Annotated in this window: 14 protein-coding genes; 11 read left to right on the top strand and 3 right to left on the bottom strand. The window is 70.5% G+C overall.

Annotation, left to right across the window (positions count from 1 at the left end):
* Positions 1-24 precede the first annotated feature (24 nt).
* From ACN28I_RS19455 to rsmB, 8 genes are all read left to right on the top strand, one after another.
* On the top strand, positions 25-414 hold the full coding sequence (locus ACN28I_RS19455) for a hypothetical protein (protein WP_420943478.1): 390 nt from the start codon (positions 25-27) through the stop codon (positions 412-414).
* A 30-nt stretch (positions 415-444) separates the two neighbouring features.
* Positions 445-1,380 carry a methionyl-tRNA formyltransferase gene (gene fmt, locus ACN28I_RS19450; protein WP_420943477.1) on the top strand — a complete coding sequence of 312 codons (936 nt, stop codon included), beginning with the start codon at positions 445-447 and terminating at the stop codon, positions 1,378-1,380.
* A gap of 23 nt (positions 1,381-1,403) precedes the next feature.
* Positions 1,404-2,429 (top strand): type II 3-dehydroquinate dehydratase, encoded by a 1,026-nt coding sequence (locus tag ACN28I_RS19445; protein WP_420943476.1) that lies wholly within the window; start codon positions 1,404-1,406, stop codon positions 2,427-2,429.
* 151 nt (positions 2,430-2,580) lie between these two features.
* Complete coding sequence (locus ACN28I_RS19440) at positions 2,581-4,707, top strand: serine/threonine protein kinase (protein WP_420943475.1); 2,127 nt, start codon at positions 2,581-2,583, stop codon at positions 4,705-4,707.
* 85 nt (positions 4,708-4,792) lie between these two features.
* Positions 4,793-5,707, top strand: coding sequence for a DUF2381 family protein (locus ACN28I_RS19435; protein ID WP_420943474.1), 915 nt, complete (start codon positions 4,793-4,795; stop codon positions 5,705-5,707).
* 120 nt (positions 5,708-5,827) lie between these two features.
* Positions 5,828-7,702, top strand: a complete 1,875-nt coding sequence (locus tag ACN28I_RS19430; RefSeq protein ID WP_420943473.1) for a hypothetical protein — start codon at positions 5,828-5,830, stop codon at positions 7,700-7,702.
* Between the two features lie 22 nt (positions 7,703-7,724).
* Positions 7,725-8,360 (top strand): hypothetical protein, encoded by a 636-nt coding sequence (locus tag ACN28I_RS19425; RefSeq protein WP_420943472.1) that lies wholly within the window; start codon positions 7,725-7,727, stop codon positions 8,358-8,360.
* Between the two features lie 40 nt (positions 8,361-8,400).
* Positions 8,401-9,720 (top strand): 16S rRNA (cytosine(967)-C(5))-methyltransferase RsmB, encoded by a 1,320-nt coding sequence (rsmB, locus tag ACN28I_RS19420; RefSeq protein WP_420943471.1) that lies wholly within the window; start codon positions 8,401-8,403, stop codon positions 9,718-9,720.
* Between the two features lie 3 nt (positions 9,721-9,723).
* Here the strand turns inward: rsmB and ACN28I_RS19415 are convergent, their stop codons facing one another.
* Entirely contained in the window at positions 9,724-10,560 is an 837-nt protein-coding gene (locus ACN28I_RS19415; RefSeq protein ID WP_420943470.1) for a hypothetical protein, read from the bottom strand.
* A 212-nt stretch (positions 10,561-10,772) separates the two neighbouring features.
* Here ACN28I_RS19415 and ACN28I_RS19410 point away from each other — a divergent pair, with 212 nt between their 5' ends.
* The gene (locus tag ACN28I_RS19410) at positions 10,773-11,357 is read left to right on the top strand and encodes a TIGR02265 family protein (RefSeq protein ID WP_420943469.1); all 585 of its coding nucleotides are present in this window, start codon (positions 10,773-10,775) and stop codon (positions 11,355-11,357) included.
* A gap of 72 nt (positions 11,358-11,429) precedes the next feature.
* A complete protein-coding gene (locus ACN28I_RS19405) occupies positions 11,430-12,188 on the top strand; it encodes an alpha/beta fold hydrolase (protein WP_420943468.1) in 759 nt (252 codons plus the stop codon).
* 77 nt (positions 12,189-12,265) lie between these two features.
* Here ACN28I_RS19405 and ACN28I_RS19400 read toward each other — a convergent pair whose 3' ends face one another.
* Both ACN28I_RS19400 and ACN28I_RS19395 read right to left on the bottom strand, forming a co-directional pair.
* Complete coding sequence (locus ACN28I_RS19400; RefSeq protein WP_420943467.1) at positions 12,266-13,165, bottom strand: LysR family transcriptional regulator; 900 nt, start codon at positions 13,163-13,165, stop codon at positions 12,266-12,268.
* Between the two features lie 164 nt (positions 13,166-13,329).
* Positions 13,330-13,581 (bottom strand): hypothetical protein, encoded by a 252-nt coding sequence (locus ACN28I_RS19395; protein WP_420943466.1) that lies wholly within the window; start codon positions 13,579-13,581, stop codon positions 13,330-13,332.
* A 107-nt stretch (positions 13,582-13,688) separates the two neighbouring features.
* Between ACN28I_RS19395 and ACN28I_RS19390 the strand changes: the two genes are divergently transcribed.
* Positions 13,689-14,801 (top strand): MJ1255/VC2487 family glycosyltransferase, encoded by a 1,113-nt coding sequence (locus ACN28I_RS19390; protein ID WP_420943465.1) that lies wholly within the window; start codon positions 13,689-13,691, stop codon positions 14,799-14,801.
* Positions 14,802-14,874: the final 73 nt, after the last annotated feature.

The raw sequence follows: 14,874 nt of genomic DNA, 5'->3' as shown, positions 1-14,874 counted from the left end.
TCCCTCGCCGCCAGTGGCGAGACCATGCTGTGGCTCACCGGGCTCGGGGCGCTGTGCATGGCCGGACTGTTGGCCCTCATGGGGCTCGTGCTCACCCACCGCGTGGCCGGCCCCGTGTATGTGATGAGCCTCTACATCGCGACGCTCGCCGCCGGCCGCTACCCGCGCATGCGCCCGCTGCGCAAGAAGGACGAGCTGCGCGGCTTCTTCGACCGCTTCAGCGAGGCCGTGGATCGCATCCGCGAGCGCGAGGCCGAGGAGGCTCGGCTCCTCTCCGAGGTCATCGAGGCCCTGGAGCCGCTGGCCACCACCCAGGACGCCCAGGCGGCCATCAGCATCCTCGGCTCCCTCCGGGCCCGGAAACGTCAGGCCACCGAAGGTCCCACCTCGGGCGCGCTGAAGTCCGTTGCCTGAAGCGCCCGGGTGCAGCAGAACGCGTTCTCCATGACCCGTCCCCGCATCGTCTTCATGGGCACGCCCGAGTTCGCCGTGTCCTCCCTGGCCGCCCTCTTCGACATCGGAGACGTGGTGGCCGTCGTCACCCAGCCGGACAAACCCAAGGGCCGTGGACAGGCGCTCGCCATTTCCCCGGTGAAGGCCTACGCGCTCGAGCGCGGCGTGCCCGTGCTGCAGCCCCAGAAGCTGCGCACCCCTCCCTTCTCCGAGGAGCTGCGCAAGCTCGCCCCGGACGTCGCCGTGGTGACGGCCTACGGCAAGATTCTCCCCAAGGATCTGCTGGAGACACCCGCCAAGGGGTGCCTCAACGTGCATGCCTCGCTGCTGCCGCGCTTCCGGGGCGCCGCCCCCATCCAGTGGGCCATCGCCCATGGTGACCAGGAGACGGGCGTGGCGCTGATGGTGATGGACGAGGGCCTCGACACCGGCCCGGTGCTGGCCGAGAAGCGCCTGCCCATCGCCCCGGACGAGACGAGCGCCACGCTGCACGACAAGCTCTCCAAGCTGGGCGGAGCGCTGCTGCGCGAGTGCCTCCCCGCGTACCTGCGTGGCGAGCTGAAGCCGAGGCCGCAGCCCTCGGAGGGGGTGGTGCTCGCCCCCATCATCGAGAAGGAAGAAGGGAAGCTCGACTTCTCGCGGCCGGCGGTGGAACTGGAGCGGCGCCTGCGGGCCTTCACCCCGTGGCCCGGGGCCTTCACCACGCTGGAGGGCAAGCTGTTCAAGGTGCACCGGGCGCAGGTGGGGCAGGGGAGTGGCGCGCCGGGCACGGTGGTGTCCGTGAGTCCGCAGGGGCTGGAGGTGGCGTGTGGCGAGGGCTCCCTGGTGCTGCTGGAGGTGCAGCCCGAGGGCAAGCGGGTGATGACGGCGGGCGAGTTCCTCGCGGGCCGGAAACTGGCGCCGGGCAGCCGGCCCTTCGAGACGTAGGACGTAGGAAGAGGACACGCGACATGGGCAAGAGGCTGTTGGTACTGCACGGGCCGAACCTGAACCTGCTGGGCGAGCGGGAGGGCAGGCAGGGAGGACGGCTCGCGGACCTCGATGCCGCCCTGACGGCCAGGGCCGCGGAGCTGGGGTTGGAGGTGAAGGTGGTGCAGTCCAACCACGAGGGCGTCCTCATCGACACCCTGCATGCCGAGCGCTCCCGGCTGGACGGCGTGGTGGTGAGCCCCGCGGGACTCTTCGGCTCCTACCCGCTCATGGAGGCGCTCGAGGCGGTGGGCGTGCCCGCCATCGAGGTGTACCTGGAGCGGCTCGGTGAGCGGGAGTCCGTGGTGGCCGAGGTCTGCGCCGCCACCATCGAGGGCCAGGGCTTCCACTCGTACCTCGAGGCGCTCGAGCGCTTCGCCAGTGGCGACCTCGCCGGGGAGCTGACGGAGGAGGACGAGGCGGCGGAGGACGAGGACGAGGCCTCCGAGGAGGACGAAGAGGTGGAGGCGGAGGACGACGGGGTGGTGGATGCCGCCTGGTCCGGAGACGACGAGGAGGCCGGGGAGCCGGAGGGGAAGGCGAAGACGCTCGGCCGCCGCGGGAAGGACATTCCCCGGGAGAAGTCCCTGGCGGTAAGGCCATCGGGGGCCCTGGCGCGTGCCGCCGATGCACCCGCGAAGGCCCCGGCCCGTTCGGACGGAGGCCGCAAGACGCTGGGCCGCAAGGTGGAGGCACCGGCCGCGTCCGCCGCGCCCTCGAAGACGCTGGGCCGTAAGGTGCAGGGCGGGCAGGGGACGCCCGCGGCGGACTTCCTCACCCGGGCGCTGGTGCGGCAGAAGATCGCCGACCGGCTGGCGGGCAGGCTGACTCCGGCGGAACTGGCGGCGTGGGCGCGCTCGAAGTGGTCGGAGGTGCAGCGCGGAGGCCCGGCGGAGAACGGCTACCGGGACATGCTGGAGGACTCCCTGCTCACCCTCTCCACCCTGCCCGCGAGCAAGCTGTCGGATTCACAGTTGGTGGACATGATGACCCGGTTGGAAGGCTGAGAGGGGCCCTTACTTCTAGTTGACTGGAAGTGGTGTGTAAATGCGTGATGCTTCCAGTTGACTGGAAGTGGAGCCCGCCAGAGGGCCTGTCCGCGCGCGGCCGGTGACGGGGGGCGTCATGCTACGCTGCCCCACCCCGGAGGTGGTGCGCATGGAGCAGGCAGCGGTGGGGAGCACGGAGCGACGGCGTCAGGCCCTGGCCCGTTTCCGGTGGCGGCAGGTGCGCAGGCGGCTGTGCCGGGAAGGGGCGCAAGAGGAATTCCTGCCCAAGGTGGGGGAAGTGGTGGGGGGCTTCACCCTGGAGGCGCGCCTGGGGGCGGGCAGCTACGGCACGGTGTTCCGCGCCCGGCGCGGCACGCGGCTGTACGCGCTCAAGCTGCTGTACCTGCCGCACGCGGGCGCGTGGGCGTGGCGCGAGCTGGAGGTGCTGCTGCGGCTGCACCAGGCGCGGCTGGTGGAGGTGGACTGCCATGGCCAGTACGGCGAGCACCCGGAGGCCGGGCCGCTCTTCCTCTACCTCGTCACCGGCTACGTGCCCGGCCTGCCCATGGACACGTACGTGGAGCGCCACAACCCCGGGGCGGCGTGGGCGGCCAGGGCGGTGCTGGCGCTGGCGTGGCAGCTGGTGGTGGCGCACTCGGTGGGCGTGGTGCACCGCGACCTCAAGCCGGACAACGTGGTGGTGGTGGAGGAGGACGGCTACGCGGTGCTGGTGGACTTTGGGGTGGGCACCTTCCCCGGGGCCCTCAAGGTGTCCGGAGGAAAGCTGCCCAACGTGGCCCGGCTGCGCGCTCCGGAGGCGTGGCGCTTCCAGCGCGGGCGCAAGCCGAACGAGGCGTACGAGGCGAGCGCCCGGGACGACCTGTGGGCGTTGGGTGTGCTGCTGTACTGGCTGCTGACGGGCACCTGGCCTTTCGAGGGCGACACGGAGGAAGAGGTGGAGGACGCGGTGCTGCACACCGCGCAGGTGCCGCCGCACGAGCGCAACACCCGTGTGCCCCGGGCGCTCTCCGAGGTGTGCCTGCGCCTGCTGGAGAAGGCGCCCGAGGCGCGCTACCCGGACGCGCGGGCGGTGTGCGCGGCGCTGGAGGAGGTGCTGGCCGGGGCGGACGCGGGCTGGGAGGTGGCGCTGTGCGAGCCGTGGGTGCCAGACAACGCCACCACGCGCGACCAGGAGGAGATGGACTGGGAGCAGGCGCGGGCGCGCGGGCGGCGGGTGCTGGCGTACGAGCGCGAGCTCCCCCGGCGTGGCAAGCCCACGCCCACCCAGAGGGAGCCGTGCTTGTCCTCACCCGGTGGGGAGGAGCCGCTCGAGGAGGCGGTGGACACCCGGACGGGAGCGGCGCCGCAAGGGGCACCCGCCACCGGGCCCACCCCGAGGGAGGACACCCGCGCGGTGCCCGAGGTGGTGGCGGCCGGGCTGGAGGCGGTCACGCGGGAGCCCGCGCTGGCACCAGGGCTGGTGGTCTCCTGGCGCGGGTGGGGCCGGGCCCTGGCACTGGGAACGGCGGCCCTGCTGGCCAGCGCGCACGTGCACGCCCCGCCCGCTCCGTCCGCGGTGCACGCCCTGCCCGGACGCTTCGCCACGCCCGTATCGTGGGTGGCCTGGGCCCTGTCCGGCCAGGAAGTGGCGCCCGCGTGGTGCCCGCTCGAAGGTGGACGAGGCGCGGCGCCCGCGTGGGCGGCCACCCCCGCGCCCGTCGCCCAGGCGGCGCTCCCCGAGGACACAACGCGCGTGAAGACTTCACGGAAGGACGCCAGCACGCAGCACAAGAAGCAGCAGGGCCCGGTGCGCACCGCCGTGGCCACCACCCTGTGCACCGCCGCCGTGGGCGCGCTCGCCGCCGGGTGCCCCGGTGCCCAGGTGCGCGCCACGCCCCCGCCCGAGGCGTGCCCGCCCGGCGCCCTGGAGACCATGCAGCGCCTGGGCATCCGCACCGGGGACGAGGCTGGGGCCAAGTTCGCGGGTGTGGTGGAGCCGGGCTGGATCACCGTGCGCGAGGGGCCGGGCGCCCGGCTCGTGCTGAGAGGCGACATGGGCCAGTTGGAGGCGGGCACCGTGCTGACGGGGCGGCTGCTCTTCGGCAAGGAGCGCGTGTACGGTCGCTTCACCGAGGCCCAGCGTCCGGGTGGGGAAACCTACCGCGTCTGCCTGGAGGTCCGGAGTGCCTGGCAGGGCGTTCCCATTCGGGGCCTCGTCCCCAAGCTCGATGGCAGCGCGGACACCACAGAAGTCATCCCCTCCCCGGACGTCCGTGCGGTGGAGCGCTTCGAGTAGGAGGGCGCCGACGCGAGCGGCCGGGTGAAGCGGGCAGAGACCAACGCGGGAGGTTCCTGTTAGGGTGCACCACTCCGGAGGTCTCATGCCCACTCCTTCTCCCGCCGCCCTCGCGTTGCTCCTGCTCCTCGCCACCCCTTCCGCCGCTGCACAGCCCGCCACCCCAGGCGGTGAAGCGCCGGGAGAGCCTCGCGCCGTGGTGCTGTCACCGGCGGGCCAGGGGGAGGTACCCGAGGTGCGCATCCGCCCGGACCATCTCACCACGCTGCTCTTCGGCGCGCCCCTGCGGCTGGCCGGGGTGGAGCTGGAGGAGCGCGAGCGCTTCTCCCGGGTGAAGGTGTTGGAGGACATGCTCGCGCTCGTGCCCTCCGGCGCGCTCGGGGCGGGAAAGCGGCTGCGGCTGAAGGTGCGCTTCGTGGAGGGGACGCGGCCCGCGAGCGCGGACTTCCTTCTGGTGGTGGACGCTTCCCGCGCCGAGCCCCAGGTGAACGTGGAGTTGCGCCCGCCCGTGCCGGACGCCTGCTGGACGCAGGCCGAGGCGGAGCGCGTCATGGCCCGGCAGTGCCAGTCGGAGTTGGCGCGGGTGCGGCAACGCCCGGACGGCATCACGGGCCTGCTCGCCACCGGGCAACTGGACTCCACGGGCGTCACCGCCCGCGTCCTCTTTCCGCACCAGGACTTCACCCAGCGCCCCGGCGAGCCCCTCAAGGTGTGGAAGGCGACGGGCTACCGCGCCCGGGACACGGTGGCGCTGGACATGGAGGTGGAAAACCTCTCTGCCCGGCCCTGGACGGCGGCGGGAGCGGTGCTGGTGGGTGAGGACGGCGTGCGGTGGAAGGTGCTGCGGGTGTGGCAACTGGAGGCCATTGCCCCGGGTGCGACGGAGCAGCGCGTGGTGGTGGAGGCCGAGGCCCCGGAGGCGCGGGGCCGTTTCACCCTCCTGCTGTGGCAGGACGGCGAGCCCCCGAGCGTTTCGCTGGAAGGGGTGACGTTCCCGTAGGGGATGGCTCCCCGGCACATCCTCCCCCTCGCCACCTTCTTGTCGGGTGCTGTGCAGACAGGTTCCTCCGTGGTGCCGGATCCTGGTTTCCAGGTTCCACGCCTTGCTTGGATGCGTGCCATGTCCACTCGTCCAGGCAATGCGTGCTCGGCGGGTCCACCCCCCTTGTGGGTGGGGTGGGTGCTGCTCGTGTTCGTGTTGCAGGCCGGGTGCGCCACGGGGGTCCCCAGGCGTGGCACGCTGATGGGCCTGGGCCATCGGCCGCCCACCCCTCAGTTCTTCAACGCAGCAGTGCCCGCGCGCGGTCCCGCGGCCTCCGCGAGCGGTGGGGGCGCGGGAGTGCCCCCCGCTTCGGCGGACACCTCGGAGGAGGTGTGGGCGGGCGGGCCGGGGGGCATGGCCAGCTCCGAGGAGGTGAGGGCACGGGCGCGCCGGGTGGAGGAGGAGCGGGCGGAAGCGCTGGTGCGGGCGGCGCAGCGGGAAGGGAGGAATCCGGAAGCGGCGCGGGGGGCGGAGGCGGACAGGGCACTGGCGCGCGTGGAGGGCCTGTGCAGCGGGGTGGAGGAGGTGGGGGCGGTGCTGGCCTTCACCTTCTGGGTGGAGGGGCGCGCGCTGACGCTGGTGGGCTACGAGGAGGAGCGTGGAGGCGGGCGTGAGGGGCGGCCGGTGGAGGCGCAAGAGCTGGCGCGGGTGCTGCGCCTCGTCCTCACCCAGTACGCGGGAGGGCGCACCGGAGAGGTGGTGTTGCGGCTGCGGCGCGAGGAGGCGCGCTGGGCGGTGGACTACGACGCCGCGCGTACGGTGGCCCGGCCTTCCGAGGCCAGGAGACTCCCGGTACGCATGCCGGGCACGCCGGCCGGCACCTTCCTCACCTTCCATGAGCTGGCCGGCAGGTGGATGCGTGCCGTGCAGGTGCCGGCCGGTGGCGCGGCGCGGGTGGAGCTCGAGGTGCGGCTGGAGGACGGCCGGCTCGCCGGAGGGGAGCTGAGGGAGGTGCGGCGCACGCGCGAGGGGCCGGGAGGCAGCCCTCTCTCTCTGTCACCGGAAGTGGCGGGGCACCTCGTCCAGGTGCTGCTGCCCTTCACAGAGGGGTTGGGCCCGCGCACGGTGCGCATGGTGCTGCGGGCCGAGCACCGGATGGGAGAGGCGCGGGCGCGAGGCCGGGTGGAGTCTGCGCGGGTGGAGCGCCCGCCACCTCGGCCGGGGCAGAGCTGGTACCTGTCCATGCACGAGGCCACCCTGCTGCGCTGGCGGGAGGGTGTGGTGGAGGGCTCGGCCTGGCTGGCACAGCGGGGGGGGGAGGAACTGGCGCTGTGGTTCGCGTTGGGAATCATCGCCAAGGGCCTGGGCTTCTTCGCCACCGAGGGGCTGGAGTGGGTGACGAAGGCGCTGGGGCGCGAGCCCGAGGTGGTGGCCGGGTGGTTGCGCACCGCGCTCAAGCGGCTGACTCCGGAAGAAAGCAAAACCTTCGGGCAGCTCTGGCGGAAGGTGTCGCTGGAGGGCGAGCAGGCCCTCAGCCGCAGCGAGCGCAAGACGCTGCGAGGACTCTTCGTCCGCCTCGAGCAGGCCATCCGGGAGCCACTCGATACTAATTTGAAAGACACACTTCGAGCGGATGCTCGCGGTTATTACGCGGAGTTGTATCCGCAGTTCAAGAAGCTCCTCTCGGAGCAGGGGATTTTGCTTCCCGTCCATCATCGGCGCCCGCTCCAGTATGCACACCTCTTTCCGGATGAAAACATCAATGCTGCGGAGAACCTGGCGATGCTGCAGAAGTACGTTCACGAGGAGATCAACTTCTTGTGGGGGAGGTTTCGAAAGGCCCGGCCAGACCCGACAGCGGACGAAGTGAGACGGGCCACCGAAATCATCGATAAGCAATTCGAGCCCTGGTACCACTGTGCCAAGGATCCTTCAGGACTGTTGAAAACTACCCAGCAAGCCAGGGATGCTGCACTCCGCGATTTGCGGAACCAATTCCCTGGTCTCAATTAAAATCAGAAGGAGTGATGGAATCATGAATTTGCCGGGTTTGGAGCGGCTGTTGGGCGTATGCCAGCGGTTGAACCTGGGTCTGGAGACCTCTCCGCCCACCCGCGAGCCGTTGAAGGTTGGGACTTTGTTGGAGGGCGTTTCCTTCGATCCTGTACTGGCGAGTGTGTATTCGCGCTTGGGGCATGCGGTGTTCGCTGACAGGTTGAGTACCCTGGCACTCTATGGAGATGATGAAGAGTCGCGAGATTTTGAGAAGATCAATAAAATAGGGCGGGATAGATGGTGGGAGGAGTTGGGTGCGCCCGTGATTGTCTTTGGCGGTGACGTCCATGCTTACGCCACTGTGCCGGGCCTCGCGGATGAACAGGGAAGGCAGCCCGTGGTGCAGATAGATACCTACGAGCCCGATTTTCGGGTCATGCCCATCGCCTCGAACGTAGACCGCTTTTTCGATAGTTACTCACGCTACTTGGAAGCTGCGGACTCGCACTACCAGCAGACGGGCGAGAGGGACCTCTACTTCCCCTGGCACGCGACCGAGATCCTCGCGCGGGACGAGCGGTTGGTGGAGTTGATGCGCGCGGGGCGCTTCGACGCATTGATGAAGAACGTGGATGACACGACGCGCCGCTGGGCCACCAAGGTGATGGGCAGGTAGGGCACCAGGGACGGGGGAAGTGTGGTACGGGGAGGGAAGGATGAATGCACGCGCCATCGCCATCCAGGTCCTGAGCCGAGTCCGGGCCACGGAGGCGTACCTCAACGTTGTTCTCGACACGGTGCTCTCGGAAGCGCCGCCGGCCGATCCCCGGGACGCGGGGCTCATCACCGAGCTGACCTACGGCGCCACCCGCCGCCAGCTCGCGTTGGACTACGCCATCACCCGCTTCGCGGATCGCAAGCTGGACGCGCTCGAGGACAAGGTCCTGGCCGCGCTGCGCGTGGGGGCCTACCAGATCTTCTACACGCGGGTCCCGGCCCGCGCGGCGGTAGCCGAGACGGTGCAGGCGCTCAAGGAGGTGGGGCTGTCGCGCGCGGCGGGCTTCACCAACGCCATCCTGCGCAAGCTGGCCTCGCTGCCCTCGCCGCCGCTGCCGCCGGAGGATGATTTCATCGAGCACCTGTCGGTGCGCGAGAGCCACCCGAAGTGGATGGTGGAGCGCTGGGTGCGCCAGTTCGGCCGCGAGCGCGCCGAGTCGATGCTCGTCGCCAACAACCAGACGCCGGCGGTGGTCATCCGCGCCAACAGCGCGAAGGTGACGCGCGACGCGCTGCTGGAGCAACTGCGCGAGACGGGGATGGAGGTGCGGCCCACGGCGGTGTCTCCGGTGGGCATCGTCCTGCCGCCGGTGGGCCGGTTGGAGGACGTGTACGGCTACGCCGAGGGCCTGTGGCAGGTGCAGGACGAGGCGGCTCAGCTGGTGGGCGTGTACGGGGACATCCCGGAGACGGCGCGGGTGCTGGATGCGTGCGCGGCGCCGGGCGGCAAGGCGTGCCACCAGGCCGAGAAGCACGAGGTGGTGGCCACGGACCTCCACGCCAACAAGCTGCGCAAGATCGAGTCCGAGGCGAAGCGGCTGGGCCTCTCCGAGCGGCTACAGGCCAAGGCCCATGACGCGTCGCAGCCCTGGCCGGAGGAGTGGGGCGAGTTCCACGCGTTCCTGGTGGATGCGCCGTGCTCGGGCCTGGGGACGCTGCGGCGGCACCCGGAGCTGCGCTACCGGCGCAAGCCGGAGGACATCGGGCGGCTGGCGGTGTTGCAGCGGCGCATCCTGGAGAACTGTCAGGAGGCGGTGCCGCCCGGAGGCCTGCTGGTGTACGCGGTGTGCACGTTGGATCCGCAGGAGGGACAGGATCAGGTGGAGATGTTCCTGCGCAGCCACCCCGAGTGGACGGCGGAGCCGCCGGTGCTGCACGAGGCGGTGAAGCTCCCGCTCACCCAGGCGTACCTGCGCACGCTGCCGGGCCCCGAGAGCTGGGACGGCTTCTTCGCCGCGCGCCTGCGCAAGATGTACTGAGCGCTAGGCGGTAGGGGGCTCGGGCTCGTAGTTCGACGGAGGGGGCGGCGGGAGATCCGGCAGGGTCTTCAGCACCGGCACCAGCGTCTTCATGGCCTCGGTGAGGCAGCCGAACCGCCTGCCCGCCTCCGGGGACGTGGCCTGCTCCACCCAGTGCTCCCAGCGCCCCTGCCACGCCCCATCCCGCCGCGTGGCCAGCATGTCCCGCACGATGAGCCCGAAGGAGAAGACATCGGCGGAGGCCGGGACGGGACCCGTCTCCCCCAGCTCGGGGGCCATATAGGCCGCACCCATCTGGGGCGCCCTCAGCCAGGTGGGGGCGTGGTCGCGCCGGAAGACCTCCAGCCCCAGGTCGAGGATGCACAGCCGCACGCCCTTGCTGCCCCCGGGCGCGACGAGCAACCGCGTGGGCCGCAACCGGCCATGGGCGAGCCCCGCGGCCTGGGCGGCGCCGAGCGCCTGCGCCAACTGGTCCGCGAGCGAGTGCAGGTAGGGCAGATCGAGCCCTACCGGATGGAGTCCCCCCAGCATCGACGGCAGCGACTCGCCATTCCACCAGGGGCGCACCATCCACAGCGCCTCGAGGGCCGGGTCGTACCCCACGGCCTCCACCGGCTGGAAGGCGGGGTGCCGGGTCCGCTCGCCCGCTCGCACGAGCACCTCGAAGCGTTTCAGCTCGACGGACGTGGGGGCCCGCAGCGTGCGCCCCAGCGTGAGCCGCCGGGCTCCTCCTCCTTCCAGGGGCTCCACCCGGTACTCCGAGCCGGGCTCGTCCCCGATGGCCGGACGGACGATGCGCCACTTCCCTCCGAGGACGTCACCTGCGGTCAGCGCGCTCATGACCCTAAAGTGTAGACCGGAGGCCCCTCGTGCACGGGAGGGGGCCTTCCCCGCTGACGTCCATCCCCGAACACGCGTCTGCTCCCATGGGCGACCTGCTCCCACGTGTTCTCCAGCTCGGGATTTCCTCGTGCACCCGGTTTCCCGCGACGCGTCTTGATTCCATCCAGGCAGGTCCAATATTCGCGATGCGAAAGGACGGCCGGGACGCGATGGAGAAGGGTTCACCGCAGGAACTGGAGCAACGGCTGGCCTTGAGCAGGCCGGAAGACACCCTGCGCGGTTTCTTCTTCACGGGCGCGCTGGAGGTGGTGCGCGGCCTGGACGACGACATGGCGCTGAGGCGCTGCATCGAGGCGGCCGGAGGCAGCAGGTTCATGGCCTTCTTCAGCTATCCCGTCGGCGCGCTGAACCGGCTGCTCTACGCCGCGGCGTGGGTGCTGAGCGAGCGGCATGGAGGATTCGAGCCCGCGATGCAGCGCCTGGGGCACCGGGTCGCGCCGGAGTACCTGGAGTCCGGCGCGGGGCGGGTGTTGATGATGCTGGCCGGGGGCGAGCCGAGGCGGATGCTCAACGGTTTCCCCTCGGCCTGGCGGACGTCCGTGCGGCATGGCGAGTGCTCGGTGAGATGGACCGGACCGGGCAGCGGCGTCGTCGTCATCAAGGGCAGCACCCTGCCTTGCGACTACCTCGTGGGCGCGGTGCAGGGCCTCTTCGAAACCAGCCAGGTGGCGGATGTGAAGGCCACCGGACGGCAGGTGAGCCTGAGCGAGACGGAGGTCGAGGTCTCCTGGTAGGCAGGGAAGCGTGCACGGGCGGGCAGAAGCGGCGCGCGAGCGGTGTTCGGAGCGCGTTCGTGAAGGAGGCACATGCGCCGGTTCGTTGAGCTGACGGAGATGGGTCGAGGCACGGGGCCCCGGGTGTTGCTGTTGCCCGGGTTGGGAGCACGGGGCGCGGGGTTCCGGGCCCTGGCCGAGCGGCTCTCCTTCGTGGCGCGTCCCGTCCTCGTCGAGTACCCGGAAGGCAGCCACGCCGCCTGTGGGGCAGGCGAACTCGCGAGCCAGGTGCTGAAGGCGGCCGGGCAGGTGGACGCGGTGGTGGCCAGCTCCTACGGGGGCATGGTGGCCGGACACCTGGCCGCCGCGGGCGCCGTGCGCGCGGTGGCCTTCATCAGCTCCTTCTCCCGGCCCGAGCACCTGGGGTTGCGCGGCCACCTCATCCCCATGATGGGGCCCATCGCCCTCCTGGGACGCCCCGGCCCGCTCACGGCGGCCCTGGCCTCGTGGAAGCACGTTCCCACGGAGCAGGTGCCCGACGTGGTGCCCACCACGGCGCTGGAGCGGATGACCACGCTCCACCGCGCCTTCGCCAGCCGCCGAGAGCCCCCTCCTCCCGAGCTGCGCCCGCTGCCCGTCTCGTGCCTGTGCATCCAGGGGGACCGGGACGTGCTGGTGCCCGCGTCCACGATGGCGCGGCTGGCGGCCTCGCTGCCTCCGGGCACGCCCCAGCTTCTCCTGCGCGGCGCGGGCCACGTGCCCTACTTCACCCACCCCGGTGAGTGCGCGCGGCTGCTGACGCCCTGGCTGCACGCGCTGGCGCCCGCCCCGGGTGTCGAGACCGCCGCCTGAGCAAAGAAAAGGCCCCATGCCACCCGGAAGGGGCGGCACGGGGCCGGATGCCGGTACCGGGACAATACCGGGACGGGTCAGTGCTCCTCGGTCGTGGCCTCGGCCAGCTTGAAGGCCTCGAGCACTGCGGCGGACGAGCGATCCAGGTACTTGCCCTTGCGGATGAGCAGGCCGATGGGCCGCGACACCGGACCCTCGGCGAAGGGCTTGGACACGACCGAGCCCTGCGCCACCTCGGCCGCCACCGTGGCCATGGGGAGGATGGCCACGCCGATGCCCATCTCCACCGCGCGCTTGATGGTCTCGACGTTGTCGATCTCCATCACCGGGTTCAGGTCCAGGTTCTTCTCCCGGAAGAGCCGGTCCAGCGCCTTGCGCGTGGGGGCCTCGCGATCGAAGGCGATGAAGGGCACGCCCGAGAGCGCCGTGAGGCTCACCTTCGCCTTGCTGGCGAACGGGTGGGTGGGCGCGCACACCACCGCCAGCTTGTCGTCGCGGAACGGGTGGATGTCCACGCCCGCGCGCGGCTGCGGGTACGCGACGATGCCAATCTCCGCCGCCCCGAGGATCACGTCGTCATAGACCTGATCATTGCGCCGGTAGTTCAGGCGCATGTTCACCTTGGGGTGCGTCTTCAGGAGCTGCTTCTGCACGTTGCGCAGCTCGTGCAGACCCACCGAGTAGATGGTGGACACCGTCGTGGTGCCCTGCACCTCGGTGGACTGCTCGCGGATCTCATTCTCCACTTCGGCGAACCGGGCGAGGATCTCCTTGCACCCACGGAACAGCCGCTCGCCCGCGGGCGTCGGCGTCACCTGGCGCGCGCTGCGCGATAGGAGCTTCTGCTCGTAGCGATTCTCCAGGGCGCGGATCTGCTGGCTCACCGCTGACTGCGTCACGTGGTTGAGCTGCGCGGCCCGCGAGAAGGAGCCCGTCTCCACCACGTCACAAAACATCTTCAAGGATTCAAGCTGCATAAGAGGGGGCCTCTCCTAACCGAAGCCTAATGTCGAGGCTAGAGCTAATTAGCCGGTCTACGCCGCACCGGCAAAAGCGCTTACCCCGCCTGTTCGTCCGGTCGCTTGACGGAGGAGGGGCTTGTCGGAGGAGGGGAGGGGCCTCGTTGGAGGGCGAAACGTCCTCAGCTCGAGGCCGGACGCGCCTTCGAGCGGAGCAGCACCACCACGGCTGCCCCGAGTGCCAGCAGGCCACAGCCCACGATGACCTGCATGCGGCCCATCTCCTGGTCCGCATCCCGCCGGAAGCTGCACTCCACCTCGGACAGGTCGGTGCAGTCCGCCGGTGACAGGCTCGTCTTGATTCCGACGCCCAGCAGGAAGAGGCCTCCCAGCAGGATGCCGCCGCACAGCCCCAGCAGGGCCGCCCGCGTCAAGGCCTCCGTGCCCTTCGGGCTCCTGGTATCCGTTCCTTGGTGTTGCATGGCGGAGACGCTACCGCCGCATGGGCTCGCGCGCCACATCCCGCGTATGCTTTCGCCCCATGCGAATCCTCTACGGTGTCGTTGGCGAAGGCATGGGGCACGCTACCCGCTCCCGCGTGCTCCTCGAGGAACTGGCCAAGGAGCATGAAGTCCACATCGTCGTCTCGGGGCGCGCCAAGGACTACCTGGCCAGGCGCTTCGAGAACGTGCATGGCATCTGGGGCTTCACCATCGCCTATGAAGGCAACTCGGTGAAGAAGTGGCAGACGGTGCTGCAGAACCTCACCGGGGCCGTCAAGGGCTGGCCGCAGAACGTGCGCCAGTACTTCGACCTCGTCGAGGAGTTCAAGCCGGACGTCGTGGTGAGCGACTTCGAGAGCTTCAGCTACCTCTTCGCCCGCAACCACCGCCTGCCGGTGATCAGCGTGGACAACATGCAGATCATCAACCGCGCGAAGCACGATGCCTCGCTGCTCGCCGGCTTCGAGGACGACTTCGAGGCCACCCGTGCCCTGGTGAAGTCCAAGCTGCCCGGGTGCTTCCACTACCTCGTCACCACCTTCTTCTATCCGCCCGTCCGCAAGGAGCGCACCACGCTGCTGCCCTCCATCCTCCGGCCGGAGATCATCGCCGCGAAGTCCGAGCCCGGTGAGCACCTGCTCGTCTACCAGACCTCCACCACCAACACGCGGTTGCCGGAGATCCTCAAGCAGAGCGGCCTGCCCTGCCACATCTACGGCCTGCGCCGCGACCTCACCGAGGACGTGCGCGACGGCAACCTCCTCTACCGCCCCTTCAGCGAGAAGGGCTTCATCGACGACCTGCGCACCGCCCGGGCCGTCGTCGCCGGGGGCGGCTACACGCTCATGAGCGAGGCCGTCTACCTCCACAAGCCCGTGCTCTCCCTGCCCGTGAAGGGCCAGTTCGAGCAGGTGCTCAACGCCCTCTACCTGGAGCGGCTGGGCTACGGGATGTACGCGCCCGAGCTCACCCTGGAGCGCCTGCGCGACTTCCTCCAGCGCGTGCCCCGGTGCCAGGAGGCCCTCGAGGGCTATGAGCAGGACGGGAACGTGAAGATGATCGCGGCCCTGCGCGAGCAGATCACCCGCGCCGCCGAGTACAAGGGCCGCTGGTGGGAGGAGCCCGGTCTGGGCCAGCCCTCCAAGGCGTGAGCCTCACCCCAGGCCGCCAGGAGCCCAGGCGGCCGGGCGGCGAATCGTTGGGTTGTCATCGGAGTGCGCGGCC

Source organism: Archangium gephyra, assembly GCF_049060025.1.
Lineage (GTDB): Bacteria > Myxococcota > Myxococcia > Myxococcales > Myxococcaceae > Archangium > Archangium gephyra_A.
This window is presented reverse-complemented; position numbering and strand designations above follow the sequence as displayed.

Bases quoted from the DNA above. Each gene is read 5' to 3' on its own strand.
- ACN28I_RS19455 (WP_420943478.1), top strand. From the start codon at position 25: ATGCTGTGGCTCACCGGGCTCGGGGCGCTGTGCATGGCCGGACTGTTG.
- fmt (WP_420943477.1), top strand. From the start codon at position 445: ATGACCCGTCCCCGCATCGTCTTCATGGGCACGCCCGAGTTCGCCGTG.
- ACN28I_RS19445 (WP_420943476.1), top strand. From the start codon at position 1,404: ATGGGCAAGAGGCTGTTGGTACTGCACGGGCCGAACCTGAACCTGCTG.
- ACN28I_RS19440 (WP_420943475.1), top strand. From the start codon at position 2,581: ATGGAGCAGGCAGCGGTGGGGAGCACGGAGCGACGGCGTCAGGCCCTG.
- ACN28I_RS19435 (WP_420943474.1), top strand. From the start codon at position 4,793: ATGCCCACTCCTTCTCCCGCCGCCCTCGCGTTGCTCCTGCTCCTCGCC.
- ACN28I_RS19430 (WP_420943473.1), top strand. From the start codon at position 5,828: ATGTCCACTCGTCCAGGCAATGCGTGCTCGGCGGGTCCACCCCCCTTG.
- ACN28I_RS19425 (WP_420943472.1), top strand. From the start codon at position 7,725: ATGAATTTGCCGGGTTTGGAGCGGCTGTTGGGCGTATGCCAGCGGTTG.
- rsmB (WP_420943471.1), top strand. From the start codon at position 8,401: ATGAATGCACGCGCCATCGCCATCCAGGTCCTGAGCCGAGTCCGGGCC.
- ACN28I_RS19415 (WP_420943470.1), bottom strand. From the start codon at position 10,560: ATGAGCGCGCTGACCGCAGGTGACGTCCTCGGAGGGAAGTGGCGCATC.
- ACN28I_RS19410 (WP_420943469.1), top strand. From the start codon at position 10,773: ATGGAGAAGGGTTCACCGCAGGAACTGGAGCAACGGCTGGCCTTGAGC.
- ACN28I_RS19405 (WP_420943468.1), top strand. From the start codon at position 11,430: ATGCGCCGGTTCGTTGAGCTGACGGAGATGGGTCGAGGCACGGGGCCC.
- ACN28I_RS19400 (WP_420943467.1), bottom strand. From the start codon at position 13,165: ATGCAGCTTGAATCCTTGAAGATGTTTTGTGACGTGGTGGAGACGGGC.
- ACN28I_RS19390 (WP_420943465.1), top strand. From the start codon at position 13,689: ATGCGAATCCTCTACGGTGTCGTTGGCGAAGGCATGGGGCACGCTACC.